The 19,758-nt window shown below is 69.8% G+C and carries 14 protein-coding genes, 1 tRNA gene and 1 pseudogene; 6 read left to right on the forward strand and 10 right to left on the reverse strand.

Features of this window, described 5'->3' with window-relative positions; all coding sequences use genetic code 11:
- Positions 1–74 precede the first annotated feature (74 nt).
- From ACZ7CF_RS12720 to ACZ7CF_RS12735, 4 genes and pseudogenes are all read left to right on the forward strand, one after another.
- On the forward strand, positions 75–488 hold the full coding sequence (locus ACZ7CF_RS12720; RefSeq protein ID WP_458429655.1) for an NUDIX hydrolase: 414 nt from the start codon (positions 75–77) through the stop codon (positions 486–488).
- A 204-nt stretch (positions 489–692) separates the two neighbouring features.
- Positions 693–1,754: a helix-turn-helix domain-containing protein gene (locus ACZ7CF_RS12725; protein ID WP_470369617.1), complete on the forward strand. Its 1,062-nt coding sequence runs from the start codon at positions 693–695 to the stop codon at positions 1,752–1,754.
- A gap of 271 nt (positions 1,755–2,025) precedes the next feature.
- Positions 2,026–2,748, forward strand: a complete 723-nt coding sequence (locus ACZ7CF_RS12730; protein ID WP_470369618.1) for a hypothetical protein — start codon at positions 2,026–2,028, stop codon at positions 2,746–2,748.
- Between the two features lie 243 nt (positions 2,749–2,991).
- Positions 2,992–3,486, forward strand: a pseudogene (locus tag ACZ7CF_RS12735) (tyrosine-type recombinase/integrase); the annotation flags it as partial.
- A gap of 248 nt (positions 3,487–3,734) precedes the next feature.
- On the opposite strand, the gene ACZ7CF_RS12740 reads toward ACZ7CF_RS12735, so the two are convergent.
- Positions 3,735–3,808 (reverse strand) — tRNA-Thr (locus ACZ7CF_RS12740).
- Between the two features lie 111 nt (positions 3,809–3,919).
- On the opposite strand from ACZ7CF_RS12740, the gene ACZ7CF_RS12745 reads away from it, so the two are divergent.
- Positions 3,920–5,278, forward strand: a complete 1,359-nt coding sequence (locus ACZ7CF_RS12745; RefSeq protein WP_458429659.1) for a hypothetical protein — start codon at positions 3,920–3,922, stop codon at positions 5,276–5,278.
- A gap of 63 nt (positions 5,279–5,341) precedes the next feature.
- Here the strand turns inward: ACZ7CF_RS12745 and ACZ7CF_RS12750 are convergent, their stop codons facing one another.
- From ACZ7CF_RS12750 to ACZ7CF_RS12790, 9 genes are all read right to left on the reverse strand, one after another.
- Positions 5,342–6,538: a DNA polymerase III subunit delta' gene (locus ACZ7CF_RS12750; protein ID WP_470369619.1), complete on the reverse strand. Its 1,197-nt coding sequence runs from the start codon at positions 6,536–6,538 to the stop codon at positions 5,342–5,344.
- Between the two features lie 28 nt (positions 6,539–6,566).
- On the reverse strand, positions 6,567–8,612 hold the full coding sequence (locus ACZ7CF_RS12755; RefSeq protein WP_470369620.1) for a bifunctional MFS transporter/dTMP kinase: 2,046 nt from the start codon (positions 8,610–8,612) through the stop codon (positions 6,567–6,569).
- A gap of 80 nt (positions 8,613–8,692) precedes the next feature.
- The gene (locus tag ACZ7CF_RS12760; RefSeq protein WP_360385162.1) at positions 8,693–9,103 is read right to left on the reverse strand and encodes a hypothetical protein; all 411 of its coding nucleotides are present in this window, start codon (positions 9,101–9,103) and stop codon (positions 8,693–8,695) included.
- Between the two features lie 17 nt (positions 9,104–9,120).
- The gene (gene topA, locus ACZ7CF_RS12765) at positions 9,121–11,883 is read right to left on the reverse strand and encodes a type I DNA topoisomerase (protein ID WP_360385160.1); all 2,763 of its coding nucleotides are present in this window, start codon (positions 11,881–11,883) and stop codon (positions 9,121–9,123) included.
- Between the two features lie 139 nt (positions 11,884–12,022).
- Entirely contained in the window at positions 12,023–12,595 is a 573-nt protein-coding gene (locus ACZ7CF_RS12770) for a hypothetical protein (RefSeq protein WP_360385158.1), read from the reverse strand.
- Between the two features lie 65 nt (positions 12,596–12,660).
- Positions 12,661–13,203, reverse strand: a complete 543-nt coding sequence (locus tag ACZ7CF_RS12775; protein WP_360385156.1) for a hypothetical protein — start codon at positions 13,201–13,203, stop codon at positions 12,661–12,663.
- Positions 13,200–13,748, reverse strand: a complete 549-nt coding sequence (locus ACZ7CF_RS12780; protein ID WP_470369621.1) for a hypothetical protein — start codon at positions 13,746–13,748, stop codon at positions 13,200–13,202. Before ACZ7CF_RS12780 ends, ACZ7CF_RS12775 begins: the two co-directional genes overlap by 4 nt.
- 43 nt (positions 13,749–13,791) lie before the next feature.
- Complete coding sequence (locus tag ACZ7CF_RS12785; RefSeq protein ID WP_360385152.1) at positions 13,792–14,361, reverse strand: hypothetical protein; 570 nt, start codon at positions 14,359–14,361, stop codon at positions 13,792–13,794.
- Between the two features lie 63 nt (positions 14,362–14,424).
- Positions 14,425–16,734: a sodium-translocating pyrophosphatase gene (locus ACZ7CF_RS12790; RefSeq protein WP_470369622.1), complete on the reverse strand. Its 2,310-nt coding sequence runs from the start codon at positions 16,732–16,734 to the stop codon at positions 14,425–14,427.
- Positions 16,735–16,949: 215 nt separating this feature from the next.
- On the opposite strand from ACZ7CF_RS12790, the gene ACZ7CF_RS12795 reads away from it, so the two are divergent.
- A complete protein-coding gene (locus tag ACZ7CF_RS12795) occupies positions 16,950–19,247 on the forward strand; it encodes a DEAD/DEAH box helicase (protein WP_360385148.1) in 2,298 nt (765 codons plus the stop codon).
- The last annotated feature ends 511 nt before the right edge of the window (positions 19,248–19,758 follow it).

The raw sequence follows: 19,758 nt of genomic DNA on the forward strand, positions 1-19,758 counted from the left end.
CGTCGCCTCAGCACGGTGAGTTCCGGTGCTACGTTGCCGTTGAGCAACCGCCTGCGATCACGGAGGACTCCTCGATGAGCCAGCTTGCCTACCCCGTCTCGATCAAGGGCGTGGTGGTCCGCGACGGCAAGGTGTTGCTGCTGAAGAACGAGCGCGAGGAGTGGGAGCTGCCGGGCGGCCGTATCGAGCCAGGCGAGACCCCGGAAGAGTGCGTTGCCCGCGAGATCACCGAAGAGACGCAGTGGAAGGTGACGACCGGGCCGATCCTCGACACGTGGATGTACTACATCAACGTCGCCGAGAAGAACGTGTTCATCGTGACCTACGGCTGCCACCCGAATGGCGACAGCGAACCCGTGCTGTCCGACGAGCACAAAGAAATCGGCCTGTTCACCGAGGACGAAGTGCCCGGCTTGAACATGCCAGAGGGCTACAAGCGGTCAATCGCAGCGTGGTTCGAACGTTTGCGCGCGGACGCGGTCAGGTGAGCCGTGACGGGCGGGCGGTGTGACGCGTGTGGAGCCGAGCTGAGTCGGCTTGCCGTCGAGCCGATCTGCCCCACCTGTCACGCGAGTGCTCGCCACGTCGCCCCGGTCGTCCCTGCTCGCCGACTCATGCCCGCCGTGTGGTTGTGGTCGGCACCAGAGGCAACCGCGGCCCTCAGAAGTCGTGACCTGGCAACGATCCTGCGGGTGTACCGCAGGCTGAACAAGCTCAGTCAGGAACGGCTCGCCGCGCTGCTCGGCTACGACAAGACCTACGTGTCGATGATCGAGACCGGTCGCCGGAACATCAGCGACGTCGCCACGCGCCGGCACATCGCGCGGACGCTCGGGCTGCCGATGCACGCGCTCGGCGTGACCGACAACGACGACGCCGACTTCGCGGCGATGATCCAGTTCGGTGACTCGACCATCCGCCTTGCTGAGATCGCACGCCAGTCCGGCAGGGCCGTCGACGCCGTCAACGAGCTGTGGCCGCTGGTCGCTCGGCTTGAGGCACGAGCCGCCGAGGGACGGGCCGAACGGGACACAATGATCCTGCTCGGTCAGGGCCGTGCCGCGCTCGGCGTCTCGCTCGGCACGGTGCTGCCTGAAGAACGGCTGGTGGCTGCTGCCCGCTGGACGGGCAAGGCACTCGTGATCGCCGAGCGCCTCGGCGATCAGGCATTCCTCGCTCACGCGCTCCGGATGCACGGGAACGAACTGCGCAAGGCCGGCCACGCCGGCGCAGCAATTGCTCGACTCAGCCGGGCGGTTGCCGTGTCCGAGGATCGTGAGGGGCAGGGAGCCGCGTTCGCACTGCTCGCTCGTGCCGCAGGCGAACACCGTGACCCGGACCTGTTCGACCTCGCGATCGACGGGTACCGCGAACGGCTCGACGACGTTGGCGGCCGCAGCATGCTGTTCAACCCGTTCACGTTCCGGGAGATCGAACTACGCGGGCTGGTCACGACTGGCCGAGCCGCCAAGGCGGTCCGGATCATGCAGACGAACATGCCGGTCGCGCCGCCGGTCGCGCCGCAATGGCACATCATCGAGCGAGTCACCGCCGGACAGGTTCTGCTTGCAGCACGCCAGCGAGACGGCGCACGGGACGCCTTGCGCACCGCACTCCTTGCGGCAGAGACGCACCGCCTGCCGCATCAGATCCAGCGAACGATCCGCGCCGCCGACGACGGCGGACTCATCGAAATCAGCACGGGCGGGCAGCTGGCACTGCAACGCCTCAACGCCCTTCTGACACCGGGCTGATAAGGATCGGCTGAGTCGATCTCAGTGGACGACCACGGTCGGTAACGCGTTGCTGGTCTCACACCGATACAGGGCATGCCTGGCAGCCAGATGTGACACCCACTAGCGACTGCGAAAAGAGTTCCGCATGCGCCGATTCACGCTGCCCATCATCGCGCTAGGCGTAGTAGTCACGCTGTGCGCCTGCGGCGCTGCAAGTCCTTCGTCTGAACCGTCCCGATCATCAACGGCGGTAACGACCACGACTACCTCCGCCGCACCGCTTCCGCCTGTGATCGACACAGCCAAGTACGTGGGCGTCACTGCGAACACAGCGGTCGCCGAGATCCAGAAACTCGGCTACTACGTCTATGTGACGCATGCGACCAAGAAGTCGAACCTCTTCCAGATTTCGACCTCTGGCACGCTCCCCGAGTCCCTGAACAAGTGGGTCGTGAGTTCGATCGAGGCCAACCGCAGCACCCACTCGACTGCGACCGTGTGGGTCAAACCTGGAGAACTCACTCCAGCGGAGAAGGTCGATGAGGCCGCACAGGCAGCAGGGCTCGACTCGGCTGTAGGCACGACATACCGCACGGCATCCGCATGGGTGCTCGACGTGTGCAAGAGCATGACGACCCCGGCTCAGTACGTGACCGCGTCGGAGTTCCTCCAGGGGCAGATCAACGAGGATGCGAAGAGACTAGAGATTTTCAAGATCGGCATACCGCTGTTGTGCGCCGAGCACCAAGGCGCACTGAACGAAGTTCTCGAAGGCAACGTTCCCTTCGGTAGCGGAACCTACGAGATCGGTACCGGGAAGGGGAAGATCAAGCCCGGTAAGTACCGCACGCTGTTCAGCGTTGATGACTGCTACTGGGAGCGGACACGGCCTGACGGCGAGATCATCGACAACAACTTCGCCACACACGCCCAGTCGATCACTGTGACGATCGCATCAACAGACGGCAGCTTCACCACTCAGCGGTGCGGCAAGTGGCAGCTGGTCAAATAACTCCAAGTTTCGTACACGCCGCGAGTTGCTATGACATACCGGTCAGCGTCAGCGAGCACACGGGACGGTAGCGATCCGTCAAGAACTCTCGTCTACAGCGGACGGTGAGCGTCGGCTGCTCCGCCGCTCCGGCTACGTGACGGCCGAGGCAGCGTCGAACCAGGCAAGCGCCCCAAGGCCCTGGTGTGGACAGCCGAGCGCGTCGAGCAGTGGAAGCGGTCCGGCGAGAAGCCGTCACCGGTCATGGTCTGGACTCCAGAGCAGACGGGCGAGTTCCTCGACTTGGTGCACGAGGACAGGCTGTACGGGCTGCATCACCTGATCGCGTTCCGGGGCCTGCGTCGGGGCGAGGGTTGCGGGTTGCGCTGGTCAGACGTCGACCTCGACACGAGGACGGCGACGGTCGCAACTCAGCTCGTGCTCGCCGGCTGGGAGGTCGAGGAGGGAGGCCCGAAGACGTCCAGCGGTGCACGAGTCGTTGCGCTGGACGCCGAGACGGTCAAAGTCCTGCGAACGCACAAGGCGCAGCAGGCAGCCGAACGGTTGGAGTGGGGCGAGGCCTGGATCAACACAGGCCGCGTGTTCACCGAGGCCAACGGGACGCCGCTGCACCCAGGCAAGGTGTCCGAGGCGTTCGAGAAGATCGTGCGGACGTCGAGCCTGCCGCCGATCCGGCTGCACGACCTGCGGCACGGTGCAGCGACGCTCGCTCTCGCGGGCGGCGCAGACATGAAGACTGTGCAGGAGATGCTCGGTCACCCGTCCATCACGATCACATCGGACATCTACACGAGCGTCCCGCCCGAGGTCGCTCACCGTGCCGCCGAAGCGGCGACCAAGCTCGTCCCGCGCAAGTCCACCGGGAACCGATGGGCATACTTCGAGCACACACGAGGCCCAGAGCAGCGCAGGTCTACAACTCGTCACGAACCTGCGGATACAGAAAGACCCAGGTCAGGAAGCCTGACCTGGGTCTTATCTCACCGAGCCGCCTATCGGAATCGAACCGATGACCTGCTCATTACGAGTGAGCCGCTCTGGCCGACTGAGCTAAGGCGGCGAGACGCGATAACTATAGCTGACCCGTGGACCCGTCACTCACGGGGGTCGGCATCGTTGAACCGACCGTGACCGAGGTCACCGTCTCCTAGTCCGCGTCGAGGAGTGGTTCATGCGTCGCTCGTTCTCCGTGCCGCTGGCCGGTCTGCTGCTGGCACTCGCCGCAGGGCCGGCACTCGCCCAGCCGCCGACCACACCGGTGCCGGGGCCGAGGGACCCGAACCAGCCGCCGGCGTCGTCGCCGAACGGGCCGCAGCCGTTGGCGCACGCGGTCGGTGACGCGGGCACGGGGCTCGCGGTGGTGCGGCTCGGGCCGCAGGGCGTTCCGACGAGCACGATCCTGCCGGGGTTCGGTGAGCAGCTGCCGAAGCAGTCGGTGACCGAGCTCGGGCTGGGGCTGTCGAGCGCGCAGGTCAACACCGAGGCGTTCCTGGCGACGGAACGCGTGGTCACGCAGGCCAACCCGTTCGGGTTCGCGGTGGCCGGTCGGGCGCCGCAGACGCCGGGAACGCTGGTGCAGACGGCAATCCCGGACAACCCGCAGCCCACGAAGGGCGGCCTGCCGATCCCGGAGACGCCGCTCGCGAAGCTGAGCGTGCTCAACGGCAGCGTGCAGGCGCGGTGGGACGAGGAGGTCGGGCCGTGCATCAGCCCGCTCGCCACGGCCACGACGTCGCTGGCCGGGTTGCAGGTGCTGAGCGCGCTGCCCGCCGAGGTGCCGCTGGCGCCCAAGACCGGGCTGGTGAGCATCCCGGACACGTTCGAGGCGAGCTCCGCCGTCCGGCTCGTCGACCTGCCGGGCAGCAAGAACAAGGCCGTCGCGTCCACGTCGACGATGCGGGCGGTCAGCATCGAGCTCGCCGGCGGTCTGAAGATCGACGTGGTCACCCCGCCGACGCTCACCGCCACCGCGACCGGCGACGAGAAGACCTCGACGATCAGCTACACCGCGCCGGTGCTCAAGGTCAGCCAGAACGGCAAGGACCTCGGCACCCTCGACGCCGCCCACCCGGTGCTGGACGTGCCGCTGCTGCTCGACCTGGTCGTGGTGAAGCTGCAGATCGCGGGCCTGACCGAGAAGAAGGCCGCCTTCTCCGGCAACGGCTTCACCGGCTACCAGCTCGGCGCGACCGCGCGGATGCTCGACGTGCAGCTCCTGCCGACGGACAAGCTGAAGCTCCCGAACCTGCCCACCGCGCTCGCGCAGATCTCGCTCGGCGAGCAGATCGTCCGCGCCGCGGCACCGCAGGGCGGCGTGGTGTGCGGAACGTCACAGCCGCCGCAGACGCCCGCTCCGCAGGAGCCGGGTGGTGCGGCGGCGCCGCCCAAGAAGGCACCGCCGCTCGCCTACACGAACGCCGCGTATCAGTCGGTTCCGCTGTTCTGGACCGGTGCCGGGTTGTTGCTCGTCGGGGTCGTGGTGGTGGCGGCGCTCCCGGTCCGGCGCCGGCCGCGTCGTGTTCCGGGCTGACGCTGGCGTGGCGGAGTCGGGTGCACCTGCTGGGGCGGACCAGCGGCACCCGAGAACCGCGCGTCAGCCGCGGTGCAGCGTGGTGACCATCGCCTCGATCGCGATGCGCGGCTTCACGTTCACCTCGATCGCCTCCCGGCAGGACAGCACGGCCTCCAGGCGGCGCAGGATCGACTCCTGCGACCACTGGGCAGCGGCGGTGCGCGAGTCGGCGGCGCGGTCGGGGTGCATCAGGGACGCCTCGGAGCCGGTTTTGGTGACCAGGGCGTCGCGGTAGAAGCCGGCGAGGTCGACCAGGGCGAGGTCGAGGGAGTCGCGCTGGGTGCGGGTGGCGCGGGACTTCTGGCGCTTTTCGAGGTCCTTCAACGCGCCCTTCGCGCCGCGGGTGGCGGCTGCGGTGCCCTTGCCGGTGCCGCCGGCGCCCATGGCGGTTTCCAGGGCGGTGCGTTCGGCCTCGTTGCGGGCCTCGTTGGCGGTGGTGGCGTCTTCCTCTGCCGCCTTGATGAGCTCGTCGGCGCAGGTGAAGACGTCGGCGGGTTTGCGCAGGGCAAGAGGGATGCGCAGGACGGCCTCGCGGCGTTCGCGGGCTTCGGGGTCGACGGCCAGGCGGCGGGCGCGGCCCACGTGGCCGCCGCACACGGAGGCGGCCCAGGAGGCCATCTCAGGGGACACGCCGTCGACGACTTCCAGTGCTGAGGCGATGGCCGGGGGGCGGGGGGAGCCGAGGGGGACGAGGCGGCAGCGCGAGCGGATGGTGATCGAGACGTCCTCCGGGTGGTCGGAGGGGGCGCAGAGCAGGAAGACGGTGCGCTCCGGGGGTTCCTCGACGGCCTTCAGCAGCGCGTTCGCGGCGCCCTCGGTGAGGCGGTCGGCGTCCTCGATGATGACGACCTGCCAACGGCCGGACGTGGGGCGACGGGCGGAGATCTGCACGAGGGAGCGCATCTCGGCCACGGAGATCGAGAGGCCTTCGGTGATGACGACGCGCACGTCGGCGTGTGTGCCGTGCAGGGCCGTGCGGCAGCCGGTGCACTCACCGCAGCCTGGGCGGTCATCGGTGACAACGCACTGCAACGCGCCGGCGAACGCACGGGCCGTGGACGAACGGCCGGAGCCGGGTGGGCCGGTGAAGAGCCAGGCATGGGTCATCACGCCGGGTGCCGGGGTGCCGCCGGCGACGATCGTGGCGGCTGCCTCGGCCGCCGCGGACAGGCTTGCCACCGCGTCGGGTTGGCCGACCACCTCGTCCCACACGCTCATGGGTGCAGTCTCCCAGCGGCCGGGCCGGTCACGACGTCGGGGCGGGGGCTTCCGCGGGCACCTTCTTGCGGGACGCGAGCAGCGGGAGCACGGCGGTGTGGACGCGGTGCGCGGTCGTGTCGGCGTCGCCGTCGGTCTCGACCACCAGGTAGCGGTCGGGGTTCGCGGCGGCCATCTCGCTGAGCAGGCGCTGGACCCGCCAGTGCTGTTCCAGGCCGATCGCCTTGCCGTCGGACACCGGGCGGTCGAGCAGGATCGTCAGGTCCGGGCGCAGGCGGCCGGTGGCCCACTCGACCAGGCCTTCGAGCTCCTGGTGCTCCAGGGTGCCGGTCGCGCTGAAGTGCGCCAGGGGCGAGTCGACGTAGCGCTCCATCACGACGATGGACCCCTCGTCCAGCGCGGGACGCACCTGCCGTTCGACGACATCGGCGCGCACGGCGGCGGCGACGAGGGCTTGGGCGCGCACGCCGGCCAGCTCGGCGGACGACAGCATCGTGCGCAGACGGCGTTCGTCGTGTTCGGGGTCGGCGGCAAGCAGCACCTCGAACCCCTCGGCGCGAAGAGCGGCCGCGAGCCGACGGGCCTGCACGGACGTGTCTTGACGCGTGTCGCCCTCGACGGCGATCAGCAGACCCTTGGTGCGCGAGCGTCCGCGGATGGCGGCGAACAACGACGACAGCACGCGCTCTTCGCGACGGTCGTCCATCTGCCGGTAGGCGACGAGACCGAGCACGATCGCGATGACCGCGCCACCGAGCATCACCGGACGGGTCGCGTCGACCTCCATCGGGTGGCCGAAGATGCTGACCGTGCGCTTCTGCAGCACCGCGACCAGCAGCGGAGCACCGGCCGACGCACCGAACAGCACGACCTTGAGCAACGACTGGATCAACGCCACCGTGCGGCCGCGCATCTCGTCCTCGACCTGCGAGCCCACGATCGTGAGACCGGTCAGGAACGCCACGCCGGCGCACAGGCCGACCAGCGACACCATCAGCAGCGCCAGCCACAGGCTCGGGGCCAGCGCGACCAGCGTCAACGTGACGCCCGCGCCGACGATCGTCACGCCGAACAGCCGGTTGTAGGCGAGCCTGCGCGCGAACCGGGGTGCCGTCGCCATGCCGACCGCGAGCCCGAGGAACACGGCCATGAACAGCAGGCCGAACGTCGACGCGCCACCGAGGAGCGAGGTCGCGTAGAGCTTCGCCGTCGCGATCACGACACCGGCCGCGGCGAACGCGCCGATCATGCCGATCACCAGGCCGCGGACCAGCGGCGTCGCGGCGGCGAACCTGACCCCTTCGCGGAACATCGCGACGAAGCCCGGCTTGTCGGCGTCGACCTCCTTCTTCTGCCGCGCGGCCCGGCCGGACAGCTCCGGCAGCCGGGTGGCGATCAGGACGGCGGAGGTGAAGTACAGCAGGCCGTTGATGATCACGGCGATGGTCGCGATGCGGAACTCGAGGTCGCCGCCCTGCAGGTTCAGGTACGCCGGCACGCCCGCTATCAGTGAGTACAGGCCGAACCCGCTGATGGTCGAAATGCCGTAGGTCATCACGAGGCCGAGCTGGTTGGCCGACTCGACCTGGTCGGGCCGGCGCAACAGGTTCGGCACCGCCGACTCCTTGGCCGGAATCCACAGCATCGCGCAGCAGCCGACCAGGAAGTTCGCCACGAACAGCCAGATCGGCGACCCGATCAGCGCGATCGAGATGAACAGCGACCCGCGCAGGACGTCGCAGACGACCATGACCTTGCGCCGGTCGAAGCGGTCGGCGAGCACCCCGCCGACGGGGGCGAACAGGATGCCGGGCAGCAGCTGGGTCAGCACGACCAGCGACAGCGCGAACGACTGCCACTGGTAGCTGTTCAGCATCTCGGAGACCAGACCGGTCAACGCGAGCAGTGACAGCCAGTCACCGACGCTGCACAGGTAGGTGACGAGCCAGAGCCGGCGGAACGGCCGGATCGCGAGCACCGACCGCAGCCGGTGGACCGTGGACACGCTGGACTGGGCGGACCCGGCCGGGTCTGCCTGCGTCGCTGGTGTGTCCGCGTCCTGAATCTCAGTCACCTCTGCTCGCCCGTGCGGGTGCGATCAGGGTAACCGGATGTAGTGGGTGACGACGCCGGACTCTCGACGTCGAAAGGTCACTATCCGCTGAAGATCGCGCCGAGGACGCTCACGAGCACCAGCACGAAGAAGCCGAGGACGACGATGCAGCCGACCACGGTAGCGGCGGTGTTGGGCTTCTGCACGGGCTGCTGCGCCTGTGCGGCAGGCACTTGCGGCCACTGCGCGGCCTGCTGCCCCGGTCGTGGCCGGCGGCTCTGCGGGCGCCGCCGCTCCTGTTCCAGCTGGGCCTGGACGGCCTGCCGCACCTGCTCGGTGGGATCGGGAGGTGTCGGCACCGCCACACGTGACGAGAACGACGCGGTCCGCAGCGAGGACCACTGGGGTGCCACCCACGTGTCGGCCGTCACCAGCCCGGCGAGCGGGTCGGGGAACAGCGGGGGTGGCGGCGGGGCCTGCGTCCCGTCCGGACCGAAGTCAGAGCTCGGCACCCGCCACCCCCGTCACGTCAGCTCTTCGTCTTCGCCGGGGCCTTCTTGGCCGCCGGCTTCTTCGCCGCGGTCGTCGCCTTCTTGGCCGGTGCCTTCTTCTTCACCGGGCCCTTGGCGCGCTTCTCGGCCAGCAGCTCGGCCGCGCGCTCGTCGGTGATCGACTCGACGCTGTCGGTCTTGCGCAGCGACGCGTTCGCCTCGCCGTCGGTGACGTACGGGCCGAAGCGGCCCTCCTTGATCACCATCGGCTTGCCGGACACCGGGTCGTTGCCCAGCTCCCGCAACGGCGGCGCGGCGGCGGCCCGGCCGCGCTTCTTCGGCTCGGCGTAGATCTTCAGGGCCTCGTCGAGCGTGACCGTGAAGATCTGCGACTCGTCGGCCAGCGACCGCGAGTCGGTGCCCTTCTTGAGGTACGGGCCGTAGCGGCCGTTCTGCGCGGTGATCTCGGCGCCCGTCTCCGGGTCCTTGCCGACCACCCGCGGCAGCGACAGCAGCTTCAGCGCGTCGTCGATCGTGATCGTGTCCAGCGACATCGACTTGAACAACGAGCCGGTGCGCGGCTTCGGCAGCTTCGACTTCGGCGTGCTCTCCTCCGGCTCGGGCAGCACCTCGGTCACGTACGGGCCGAAGCGGCCCTCCTTGGCCACGATCTCGTTGCCCGAGACCGGGTCGGTGCCCAGCGAGCGGCCCTCCTGCGGCGTCGAGAACAGCTTCTCGGCGATCTCCGCGGTGAGCTCGTCGGGCGGCAGGTCGTCTGGCAGGTTCGCGCGCTGCGCGGCACCGTCGACCTCGCGCTCCAGGTACGGCCCGAACCGGCCGACGCGGACCACGACCGTGCGGCCCTCGGAGTCGCTGAACAGCGGGATCGAGTTGACCTCGCGCGGGTCGATGTCCTCGACGCCCGTGCCGACCAGCTTCTTCAGGCCACCGGAGCGGCCGATCGAGCCGTCGGGGCCGACGCTGCCGCCGAAGTAGAACCCGGACAGCCACGTCGTGCGCTGCTGGCGACCGGCGGCGATGCCGTCGAGCTCGTCCTCCAGCGCGGCGGTGAAGTCGTAGTCGACCAGGCGGCCGAAGTGCACCTCCAGCAGCCCGACCACGGCGAACGCCACCCACGACGGGACCAGCGCCGCGCCCTTCTTCCACACGTAGCCGCGGTCCTGGACCGTGCTGATGATCGACGAGTAGGTGGAGGGGCGGCCGATGCCGAGCTCCTCCATCGTCTTGATCAGCGACGGTTCGGTGTAGCGCGACGGCGGTGAGGTCGTGTGGCCGTCCGGGGACAGCTCGGCGATCGTCAGCGCTTGGTCCTTGGCGAGCAGCGGCAGCCGCGACTCGGCGTCGTCGGACTCGCCACCGGCCTCGGCGTCGACGGTCTCGACGTAGGCCTTGAGGAAGCCGGCGAACGTGATCGTGCGACCGGACGCGGCGAAGGTGACCTCCTGGCCGGTCGCCGCCTTGCCGACGATCCGCACGCTGGTCGTGTTGCCGCGCGCGTCGGCCATCTGGGAGGCGATCGTGCGCTGCCAGATCATCTCGTAGAGCTTGAACTCGTCGGAGTCCAGCTCGGAGGCCACCTGGCCGGGCGTGCGGAACACCTCACCGGCGGGCCGGATCGCCTCGTGGGCCTCCTGCGCGTTCTTGACCTTGCGGGTGTACTGGCGCGGCTTGTCGGCGACGTACTGCGCGCCGTACAGGTCCGTGGCCTGCGTGCGGGCCGCGTTGATCGCGGTCTCCGACAGCGTCGTGCTGTCGGTGCGCATGTAGGTGATGTAGCCGTTCTCGTACAGCTTCTGCGCGGTGCGCATCGTGCGGTCGGCGGAGAACCGCAGCTTGCGGCCCGCCTCCTGCTGCAGCGTCGAGGTCATGAACGGCGCGTACGGCTTGCGCGTGTACGGCTTCTCCTCGACCGAGGCGACCCGGACGGGGGCCTGCTCCAGGCCGGCGGCGATGGCACGGGCCTGCGCCTCGTCCAGCACGACAACGTCGGCCTTGCCGGTGAGCTTGCCGTCGGAGCCGAAGTCGCGGCCGGTCGCGAGGCGGGTGCCGTCGAGCGCCACCATGCGGGCGCCGAACTGGCGCGGCGTGGCGTCGGCACCGGCGTCCATGACCGCCGAGATGTCCCAGTAGCCGGCGGAGACGAACTTCATCCGTTCGCGTTCGCGCTCCACGACCAGGCGCGTCGCCACCGACTGCACGCGGCCCGCCGAGAGCTTCGGCATGACCTTCTTCCACAGCACGGGGCTGACCTCGTAGCCGTAGAGGCGGTCGAGGATGCGGCGGGTCTCCTGCGCGTCGACCAGGTCCTGGTCCAGGTCGCGGGGGTTCGCGGCGGCGGCCTGGATCGCGGACTCGGTGATCTCGTGGAACACCATCCTGCGCACCGGGACCTTGGGCTTCAGGGTCTCCAGCAGGTGCCACGCGATGGCCTCGCCCTCGCGGTCACCGTCTGTCGCGAGGTAGAGCTCGTCGACTTCCTTCAGGGCTTCCCTGAGCTCGGTGACCAGCGACTTCTTGTCGGCGGACACCACGTAGAGCGGCTCGAAGTCGTGGTCGACGTCCACGCCGAGCCGGGCCCAGGCCTGGCCCTTGAACTTGGCGGGCACGTCGGCGGCACCGCGCGGCAAGTCCCGGATGTGTCCCCTGGAGGACTCCACGACGAAGTTGGCGCCGAGGTAGGACGCGATCTTGCGCGCCTTCGTGGGCGACTCGACGATCACAAGTCGTCGGGTGCCACCCGCTCCTCCGCTGCTCTTTCTCGTCCGTGTCGATCCAGCCACGCCGTCCCGCTCTCTTCCAAACCCGTTCCCAGGCCCGCCAGTGTTGCCCAGCGCCGGCCGAAAAGCACACCATCCGTCATGTCTTCTGCGACGCCTGTTCGACGAGACAGAGTGACACAACCCCGCCGGACTGCCCCGCTCAGGCCGCCGGCCAAGTGCTCATCGCCACCCCGTGGGGAGGGCTTCCGACCAGCTCAGCGAGCCTTGCGAGCCGTCGGCGGCCGGTTACCCGCAGCGCCGGTGCCCCTACCAGGGTGCACGGAAGTCCGGACTGGAGCAGGGCATTTTGCAACGGTGCGTGTGTCTGGGGTGCGTTGGGGTCCAAACCGAGCAGGTAGGCCGACTCCGACCAGCTGCCGGCGGCCAGTGCCCAGACCCGGAGCACCGCCCCGTTCAGCTCGAAGCCGGCGGGCACCGTCTTCGCGGTCCCGTTCAGCCAGTGGGCGGCCAGCGGGGTGAGGTCGGTGCGGAACGGCGTGCGGACGAAGCGCGTGCCTTCGTCGTCGACGCACAGCTCGGAGGTGACGCCGCGCTCGTCGCAGGCCTGCTTGAGGGGCCGGTAGCGCCACTCGTCGCGCAGTTCGACGTACACGCGGGCCGCTGTGCCGCGTGCGAAGCTGACGGCCTGCCCCGGCCCGCAGAGGAAGCCGGCGAGGTCCGCCTTGGCCGGCGTGCGCGCCTCGGCCGAGAAGAAGGACAGCTGCCCCACCACGGCCCACAGAGTAGAACAGGCGTTCGACTGTGACCAGTGGCGCACGCGTGGCCACACCGGTTGGACTACTGCTTCGCCTTCAGCTCGGAGCACGGTCGCGACCGGCCGACGGCGGCCGCGTACTTGGGCGACCGCTCCAGCGCGTCGAACGTGGCCCGCAGCTGTTCGGGCGTGCTGACCTGCGACGTCCTCGCCAGCACCTGCTCGGCGTCGTCCCAGAACCCGGCGTCCGCGGCGAGCACGGTGATCGGGTCCTTCGCCGCCTCGTAGGACTTCGCGGACTCGGTGAAGTACCTGAGCGTGCCGTCGTGGACGTCCCGCAGTTCATCCGACGGTGAGCCGAGCTCGGTCAGCTCCCGCACCGCGTCGGTGAGGGCGGCGGCGTTCGCGGTGACGAGCTTGAGGTAGGCGGCCTTGACCGCGGCCGGGTCGGCGGGGTCCTGGGCCTGCAGCTCCTGCCCTGCCCTCAGACCGGGCAGGACACCGCCGCAGAACGCGTCGACCCACCGGCCCTGGGCGTCGGTGAGGGGCTTGTCCTCGTCCGAACCGCACGCCGTCAGCAGCGCCGCGGCGGCCAGCACCGCCGTGACCAGCCTGGTCCGGGTCACCGGGGTAGCTCCTCGCACTTGCCCGCCTTCTTCATCGGCTCGGCCAGCCCGCTGTCCTCGAAGCGCTTGCGCACGTCGGCGCCGGTGTTCTCGAACGCGGCAGCCTTGGTCATCAGTTCGCTGAACGCGGTGACCACCGCGGTCGCGTCGGACGAGGAGTCGATCTTCGACCTGGTGTCGGAGAGCAGCGCCTTGAACTCCCCCGTGCTGTTCTCCACCGCCCCGACCAGCTCCTTCGCCTTCGGGTGCGGTCCGTCCTCCAGTGCCTTCAGGTCGTTCACCGACCGGTCGGCGGCGGTAATCTGGGTGGTCAGCCAGCCCGAGAGGCCGGCCTTGAGCTTCGCCGGGTCGCTCAGGTCGATGGACGGCTCCCCCGCCATGGCCTTCGTCGTGCCGCCGACGGCGCCGCAGACCTGGTCCAGCCACGCCACGACGTCGGCCTCGGTGGGCGCCGCGGGCGTGGACGCGGGGGTGCCGCCGGTGCAGGAGGCCAGGGCCAGGCTCGTGACGACGGCGAGGACTGCGCGTGCGGTGGAGCGGGTCATGGGCCGCAAGCTACTCCGGGCGGTGGTGCCGCACAGGTCGGGCTCAGCCCGTGGGGGCGGCGCCGAGCCGCTGCATCTCCTGGCACTTCTGCGCGCTCTGGGCGGCCTTCTGCAGCTCGGGAACGGCCTTGAGGTCCCTCAGCGGGTCGGCGAGCTCGGAGAGCTTGGAGATCGCCTCTCCCGCCGCCTGCAGGCCGCCGGTGGCGTCGTTGGCGTCCGCCTGCTCGATCTTCACCTTGGCGTCGGCGAACAGCGTGCCGAGCGCGGTGAAGGTCTCCGACATCTTCGTCACGGCCTCGTCACCGCCCGCGACGGGCGACGGCCCGACCTGCTTGAGGTCGGCGGCGGACTTGGTGAACGCGTCGGCGTGCTGGCCCATGTAGGCGGCCATCTCGGCCTTGAGCTTGGCGGGGTCGCCCGCGTCGAGCTTCGGCGCCGTCTTGTCGACCTTGGCGAACGCGGACGCCGCGCCGCAGACCTTGTCCATGTAGGTGACGGCGGCGGCGTCGGGCTGGCCGCTGGTCGGCGTGGACGTGCCGGAGTTGCCGCCGTTGGTGCACCCGGCCAGCGCGATGGCGGCAACTGCGGTAGTGGCGACGAGGCTGCGCCTCATGTCGTAACTCCTCGGTCGGGGTACGTCGGTGGACACCCGAACGTACCCCGACCGGCGGTGGAACTACGCGGCGCCGTTGCTGACGGCCTCCGCGGGCGAGTCGGCGATCGCCGTTCCGCGGCGCTTCGACACGATGATCGCGCCGATGATGATGACGGTGGCGACCACCGCGATCGCGATGCGCAGCGGCGCGGACGCGTCCGGGCCGACGGAGAACGTCACGACGGCGGGGGCGATCAGCACCGAGACCAGGTTCATGACCTTGATCAGCGGGTTGATGGCCGGGCCGGCGGTGTCCTTGAACGGGTCACCGACGGTGTCGCCGATGACGGTCGCGGCGTGGGCCTCGGAGCCCTTGCCGCCGTGGTTGCCGTCCTCGACCAGCTTCTTCGCGTTGTCCCACGCCCCACCGGAGTTGGCCAGGAACACCGCCATCAGCGTGCCGGTGGCGATGGCGCCGGCGAGGTAGCCGGCCAGCGGGCCGACGCCGAGGCCGAAGCCGACGGCGATCGGGGCGAGCACGGCCATCAGACCGGGGGTCGCGAGCTCGCGCAGCGAGTCCCTGGTGCAGATGTCGACGACGCGGCCGTACTCCGGCTTGACCGAGTAGTCCATGATGCCCGGGTTCTCGCGGAACTGGCGGCGCACCTCGAACACGATGGCACCGGCGGCGCGCGTCACGGCGTTGACCGCGAGGCCCGAGAACATGAACACGACGGCCGCGCCGATGGCGACGCCGACGAGGACGTTCGGGCTGAACACCACGTTGGTGAACGAGATGGGCAGCGAGCCGATCTCGTTGCCGATCTTCAGCACGGCCTGGTCGATCGCGTCCTTGTAGGAGCCGAACAGCGCCGTCGCGGCGAGCACGGCGGTCGCGATCGCGATGCCCTTGGTGATGGCCTTGGTCGTGTTGCCGACGGCGTCGAGCTCGGTGAGGATCTGCGCGCCCTCGCCGTGCACGTCACCGGACATCTCGGCGATGCCCTGCGCGTTGTCCGAGACCGGGCCGAAGGTGTCCATCGCGACGATGACGCCGACGGTGGTCAGCAGACCACAACCGGCCAGCGCGATCGCGAACAGCGCGACGACGACCGAACCGGACAGCAGGAACGCGCCGTAGACGGCGGCACCGATGACCAGCGCGGTGTAGACGGCCGACTCGAAACCGACCGAGATGCCGGACAGGATGACGGTGGCCGCACCGGTCAGCGAGGTCTTGCCGACCTCCTGCACCGGCTTGTGCTCGGTGCCGGTGTAGTAGCCGGTCAGCCAGAGGATCACACCGGCCAGCACGATGCCGATGATCACCGCGACGGACGCGATCAGCGCCGGGTTGCCGCTGGTGCCCTTGATCGCGTCGGAGATGCCGTTGAGGTCGGCGAAGGAGCTCGGCAGGTACGTGAAGGCCGCGATCGTGCACAGCACCGCGGAGATGACCGCGGAGATGTAGAAGGAGCGGTTGATGGCGGAAAGGCCGCTTTCGCCCACCTTCGCCCTGGTCGTGTAGACGCCGATGACCGCGGTCAGCACGCCGATCGCCGGGACGATCAGCGGGAACAGCAGGCCCTGCACACCGAACGCGGCGGTGCCGAGGATCAGCGACGCGACCAGGGTGACGGCGTAGGACTCGAAGAGGTCCGCAGCCATGCCGGCGCAGTCACCGACGTTGTCGCCCACGTTGTCCGCGATGGTCGCGGCGTTGCGGGGGTCGTCCTCGGGGATGCCCTGCTCGACTTTGCCGACCAGGTCGGCGCCGACGTCGGCGGCCTTGGTGAAGATGCCGCCACCGACGCGCATGAACATCGCGAGCAGCGCGGCACCGAAACCGAAGCCCTCCAGGACCTTCGGGGCCTGACCGGCGTACACGAGCACGACGAGCGCCGCGCCGAAGAGGCCGAGGCCGACCGTGGTCATGCCGACCACGCCGCCGGTGCGGAACGCGATGCGCGTCGCCTTTTCGCGACCGCCTTCTTCGTTCGCGGCGGCGGCGACACGCACGTTGGCGCGCGTGGACAACCACATGCCCAGGTAGCCGATGATCGCCGAGAACGCGGCACCGACGATGAAGAACAAAGATCGGCCGATTCGTTCGGCCAAATCATCTGCCGGTAGCGCGAACAGCAGCACGAACACGATCACGACAAAGATGCCGAGCGTGCGGAACTGCCGGTTGAGGTAGGCCGCTGCGCCCTCCTGAACCGCCCTGGCGATGTCCTGCATCTTGTCGGTGCCCTGGCCGGCGGCCAGCACCTCCTTGAGCAGCACGTACCCGACGGCGAGAGCAGCCAGGGCGACCACGGCGACCACGGCTACGACGCCGCGATCACCTCCGGAGAGCTCAAGGCCCTCCGCGAGGAATTGCCGGGACATCCGTCCTCCTGGTGAGTTGCCATGTGCAGCGCCAAGGCAGACCAGCCGCCCAGCGCGACGTGACGCATCCCTCATTGGATGCGATGAGCGGGGAGTCTAGGGGCTGGTTGCAACAAGGCAACGAACCGTCCCGAAGCGTGCACACACCGTTATCCGCGCTGGAAGTCGACCGCGGCCCGGTCCAGACTGTCGGTGGTGTATGCGAAGCTCGGGTCGTGGTGGATCAGGGACGCCGGTTGCTGGACCGGGTGCTGGCGGGGACGCCCGCCGGGGAGTCGCCCCTCACGCACGCGCGCGATCTCCCGTTGCGGCGGGCTGATCACGTGCAATGGCCGTCGTGGGCGGCCTCGGCGGTGGTCGAGGCGTTCGCGGAGACGGGGGTGCGCGAGCCGTGGCGGCACCAGGTCGAGGCGGCCGAGCTGGCGTGGTCCGGGCGGCACGTGGTGCTCGCCACGGGCACCGCGTCGGGCAAGTCGCTCGCCTACCAACTGCCGGTGCTTTCCACTCTTTTGGCGGACACGAGGGCCACCGCGCTGTACCTGTCCCCCACCAAAGCCCTTGGTGCGGACCAGCTCCGCTCGCTCGACGAGCTGGGGATCAAGGGGGTGCGCGCGTCGGCCTACGACGGTGACACCCCGATGGCCGAACGGGACTGGGTGAAGGCGCACGCGAACTGGGTCTTCACCAACCCGGACATGCTGCACCGCTCAATCCTGCCGCAGCACCCGAAATGGTTGCGGTTCTTCCGCAGGCTGAAGTACGTGGTGATCGACGAGTGCCATTCCTACCGAGGTGTTTTCGGTTCGCACGTGGCGTTGTTGATGCGGCGGCTGCGGCGGGTGGCCCGCAAATACGGCGCGGACCCGATCTTCGTTTTGGCATCGGCCACTGTGGCTGATCCTTCCGCTTCGGCGGAAAGGCTGCTGGGCGTGCCGGTGTCCGCTGTCGTGGACGACTTCTCACCGCGTGCCTCGCGCACGGTGGCGTTGTGGGAGCCGCCGCTGACCTCTTTGGAGGGCGAGAACGGCGCGCCGGTGCGGCGGTCGGCGGGCGCGGAGACGTCGCGGATCCTCGCGGACCTGGTGGTGGAGGGTGCGCGTTCGCTCGCGTTCGTGCGCTCGCGGCGCGGTGCCGAGCTGACGGCGCTGGGCACCCAGCGGATTCTGTCCGAAGTGGATGGTGAGCTGCCCGCGCGGGTGGCCGCCTACCGGGGCGGGTTCCTGCCGGAGGAGCGGCGGGCGCTGGAGAAGGCGCTGTCCACGGGCGACCTGCTCGGCGTGGCGACGACGAACGCGCTGGAGCTGGGCGTCGACATCGCGGGGCTGGACGCCGTGGTGGTGGCGGGTTTCCCCGGCACCCTGGCGTCGTTCTGGCAGCAGGCCGGTCGCGCCGGGCGGTCCGGTGACAGCGCGCTGGTCGTGTTCGTGGCGCGGGACGACCCGCTGGACACGTACCTGGTGCACAACCCGGCGGCGGTGCTGGACCGGCCGGTCGAGGCGACCGTGCTGGACCCGATGAACCCGTACGTGCTCGGGCCGCAGCTGGCCTGCGCGGCCTCCGAGATGCCGCTGACGCGGGACTGCCTGCCGGACTTCGGCGGCGAGCTGGCGGAGTCCGTGCTGGCCGAACTGGTGGCGGAGAAGCTGCTGCGCAAACGGCCCGCCGGCTGGTACTGGGCCTCGCACGACCGGCCGCACGCCGGGGTGGACATCCGCGGTTCCGGCGGCGAGCAGGTGGCGGTGGTGGAGGCCGACTCCGGCCGGATGCTCGGCACCGTCGACCCGGGATCGGCCAGCTGGCAGGTGCACCCCGGCGCCGTCTACCTGCACCAGGGCCGCTCATACGTGGTCGACGAGCTCGACCTCGACAGCGGTCTCGCACTGGTGCACCGCGAGGACCCGGAGTGGACCACCCAGCCGCGCGACTGCGTGGACATCACCGTCGTGCGGGAGGTGGAGCGGCAGGAGTTCGGCGGTGTGACGGTGTCGCTGGGCGAGGTGGAGGTGACCACGCAGGTCGTCGGCTACCTGCGCCGGCTGCCCTCGGGCGTGGTGCTCGACCAGATCCCGCTCGACCTGCCCGAGCAGACCCTGCGGACCCGCGCGGTCTGGTACACCGTCGACGAGTCGCTGCTGCTCGCCGCGGGCGTGGAAGCGAAGCGGACTCCCGGCGCACTGCACGCCGCCGAACACGCGGCGATCGGCCTGCTGCCGCTGTTCGCGACCTGCGACCGGTGGGACATCGGCGGCGTGTCGACGGCCGCGCACCCCGACACCGGCATGCCGACGGTGTTCGTCCACGACGGCCACCCCGGCGGCGCGGGCTTCGCCGACCGCGGCCACTCGGCGCTGCGGGCCTGGCTGTCGGCGACCCGCGCGGCGATCAAGGCCTGCACGTGCCCAATGGGCTGCCCGTCGTGCGTCCAGTCCCCCAAGTGCGGCAACGGCAACGACCCGCTGGACAAGGCCGGGGCGGTGCTGGTGCTGGACGTGGTGCTCGGGAAAATCACCTGACCGGTGCGGTCGCTCGTGGCTACGGTGTTGGTGTGAACGCAGGTAGCTGCAACGCGACTGACCGGACCCGCCGCTTCTAGGTGCGGCCGAGTCCGGACCTCCGCCGTGCCACGCGCGGGTGGTGGACCGCTTTGGCGTGCCGTCCGGCGCGGCCGACTTGATGCTTCGCCGTGCCACGCGCGGCTGGTGGATCGCGCCGGCGTGCCCTCTGGCGCGGCCGGTTCGACGCTCCGCTGTGCCTTCCGGCGCGGCCGACTTGATGCTTCGCCGTGCCACTCGCGGCTGGTGGACCGCTCCGGCGTGCCCTCTGGCGCGGCCGACTCGACGCTTCGCCGTCCTACTCGCGGCTGGCGGACCGTTTGGCCGTGCTCTCCGGCGCGGACAGCTCGACGCTCCGCGTGCAACGCGTGCGGGTGGACCGCTGCCGTGTCCACCGGCGCGGGCGACCCGGACCTCCACCGTTCCACGTGCGCGGCTGGTGAGCCGCTCCACCGTGCCCTCCCGCGCGGCC

It is taken from the genome of Lentzea sp. NPDC036955 (assembly GCF_055608005.1).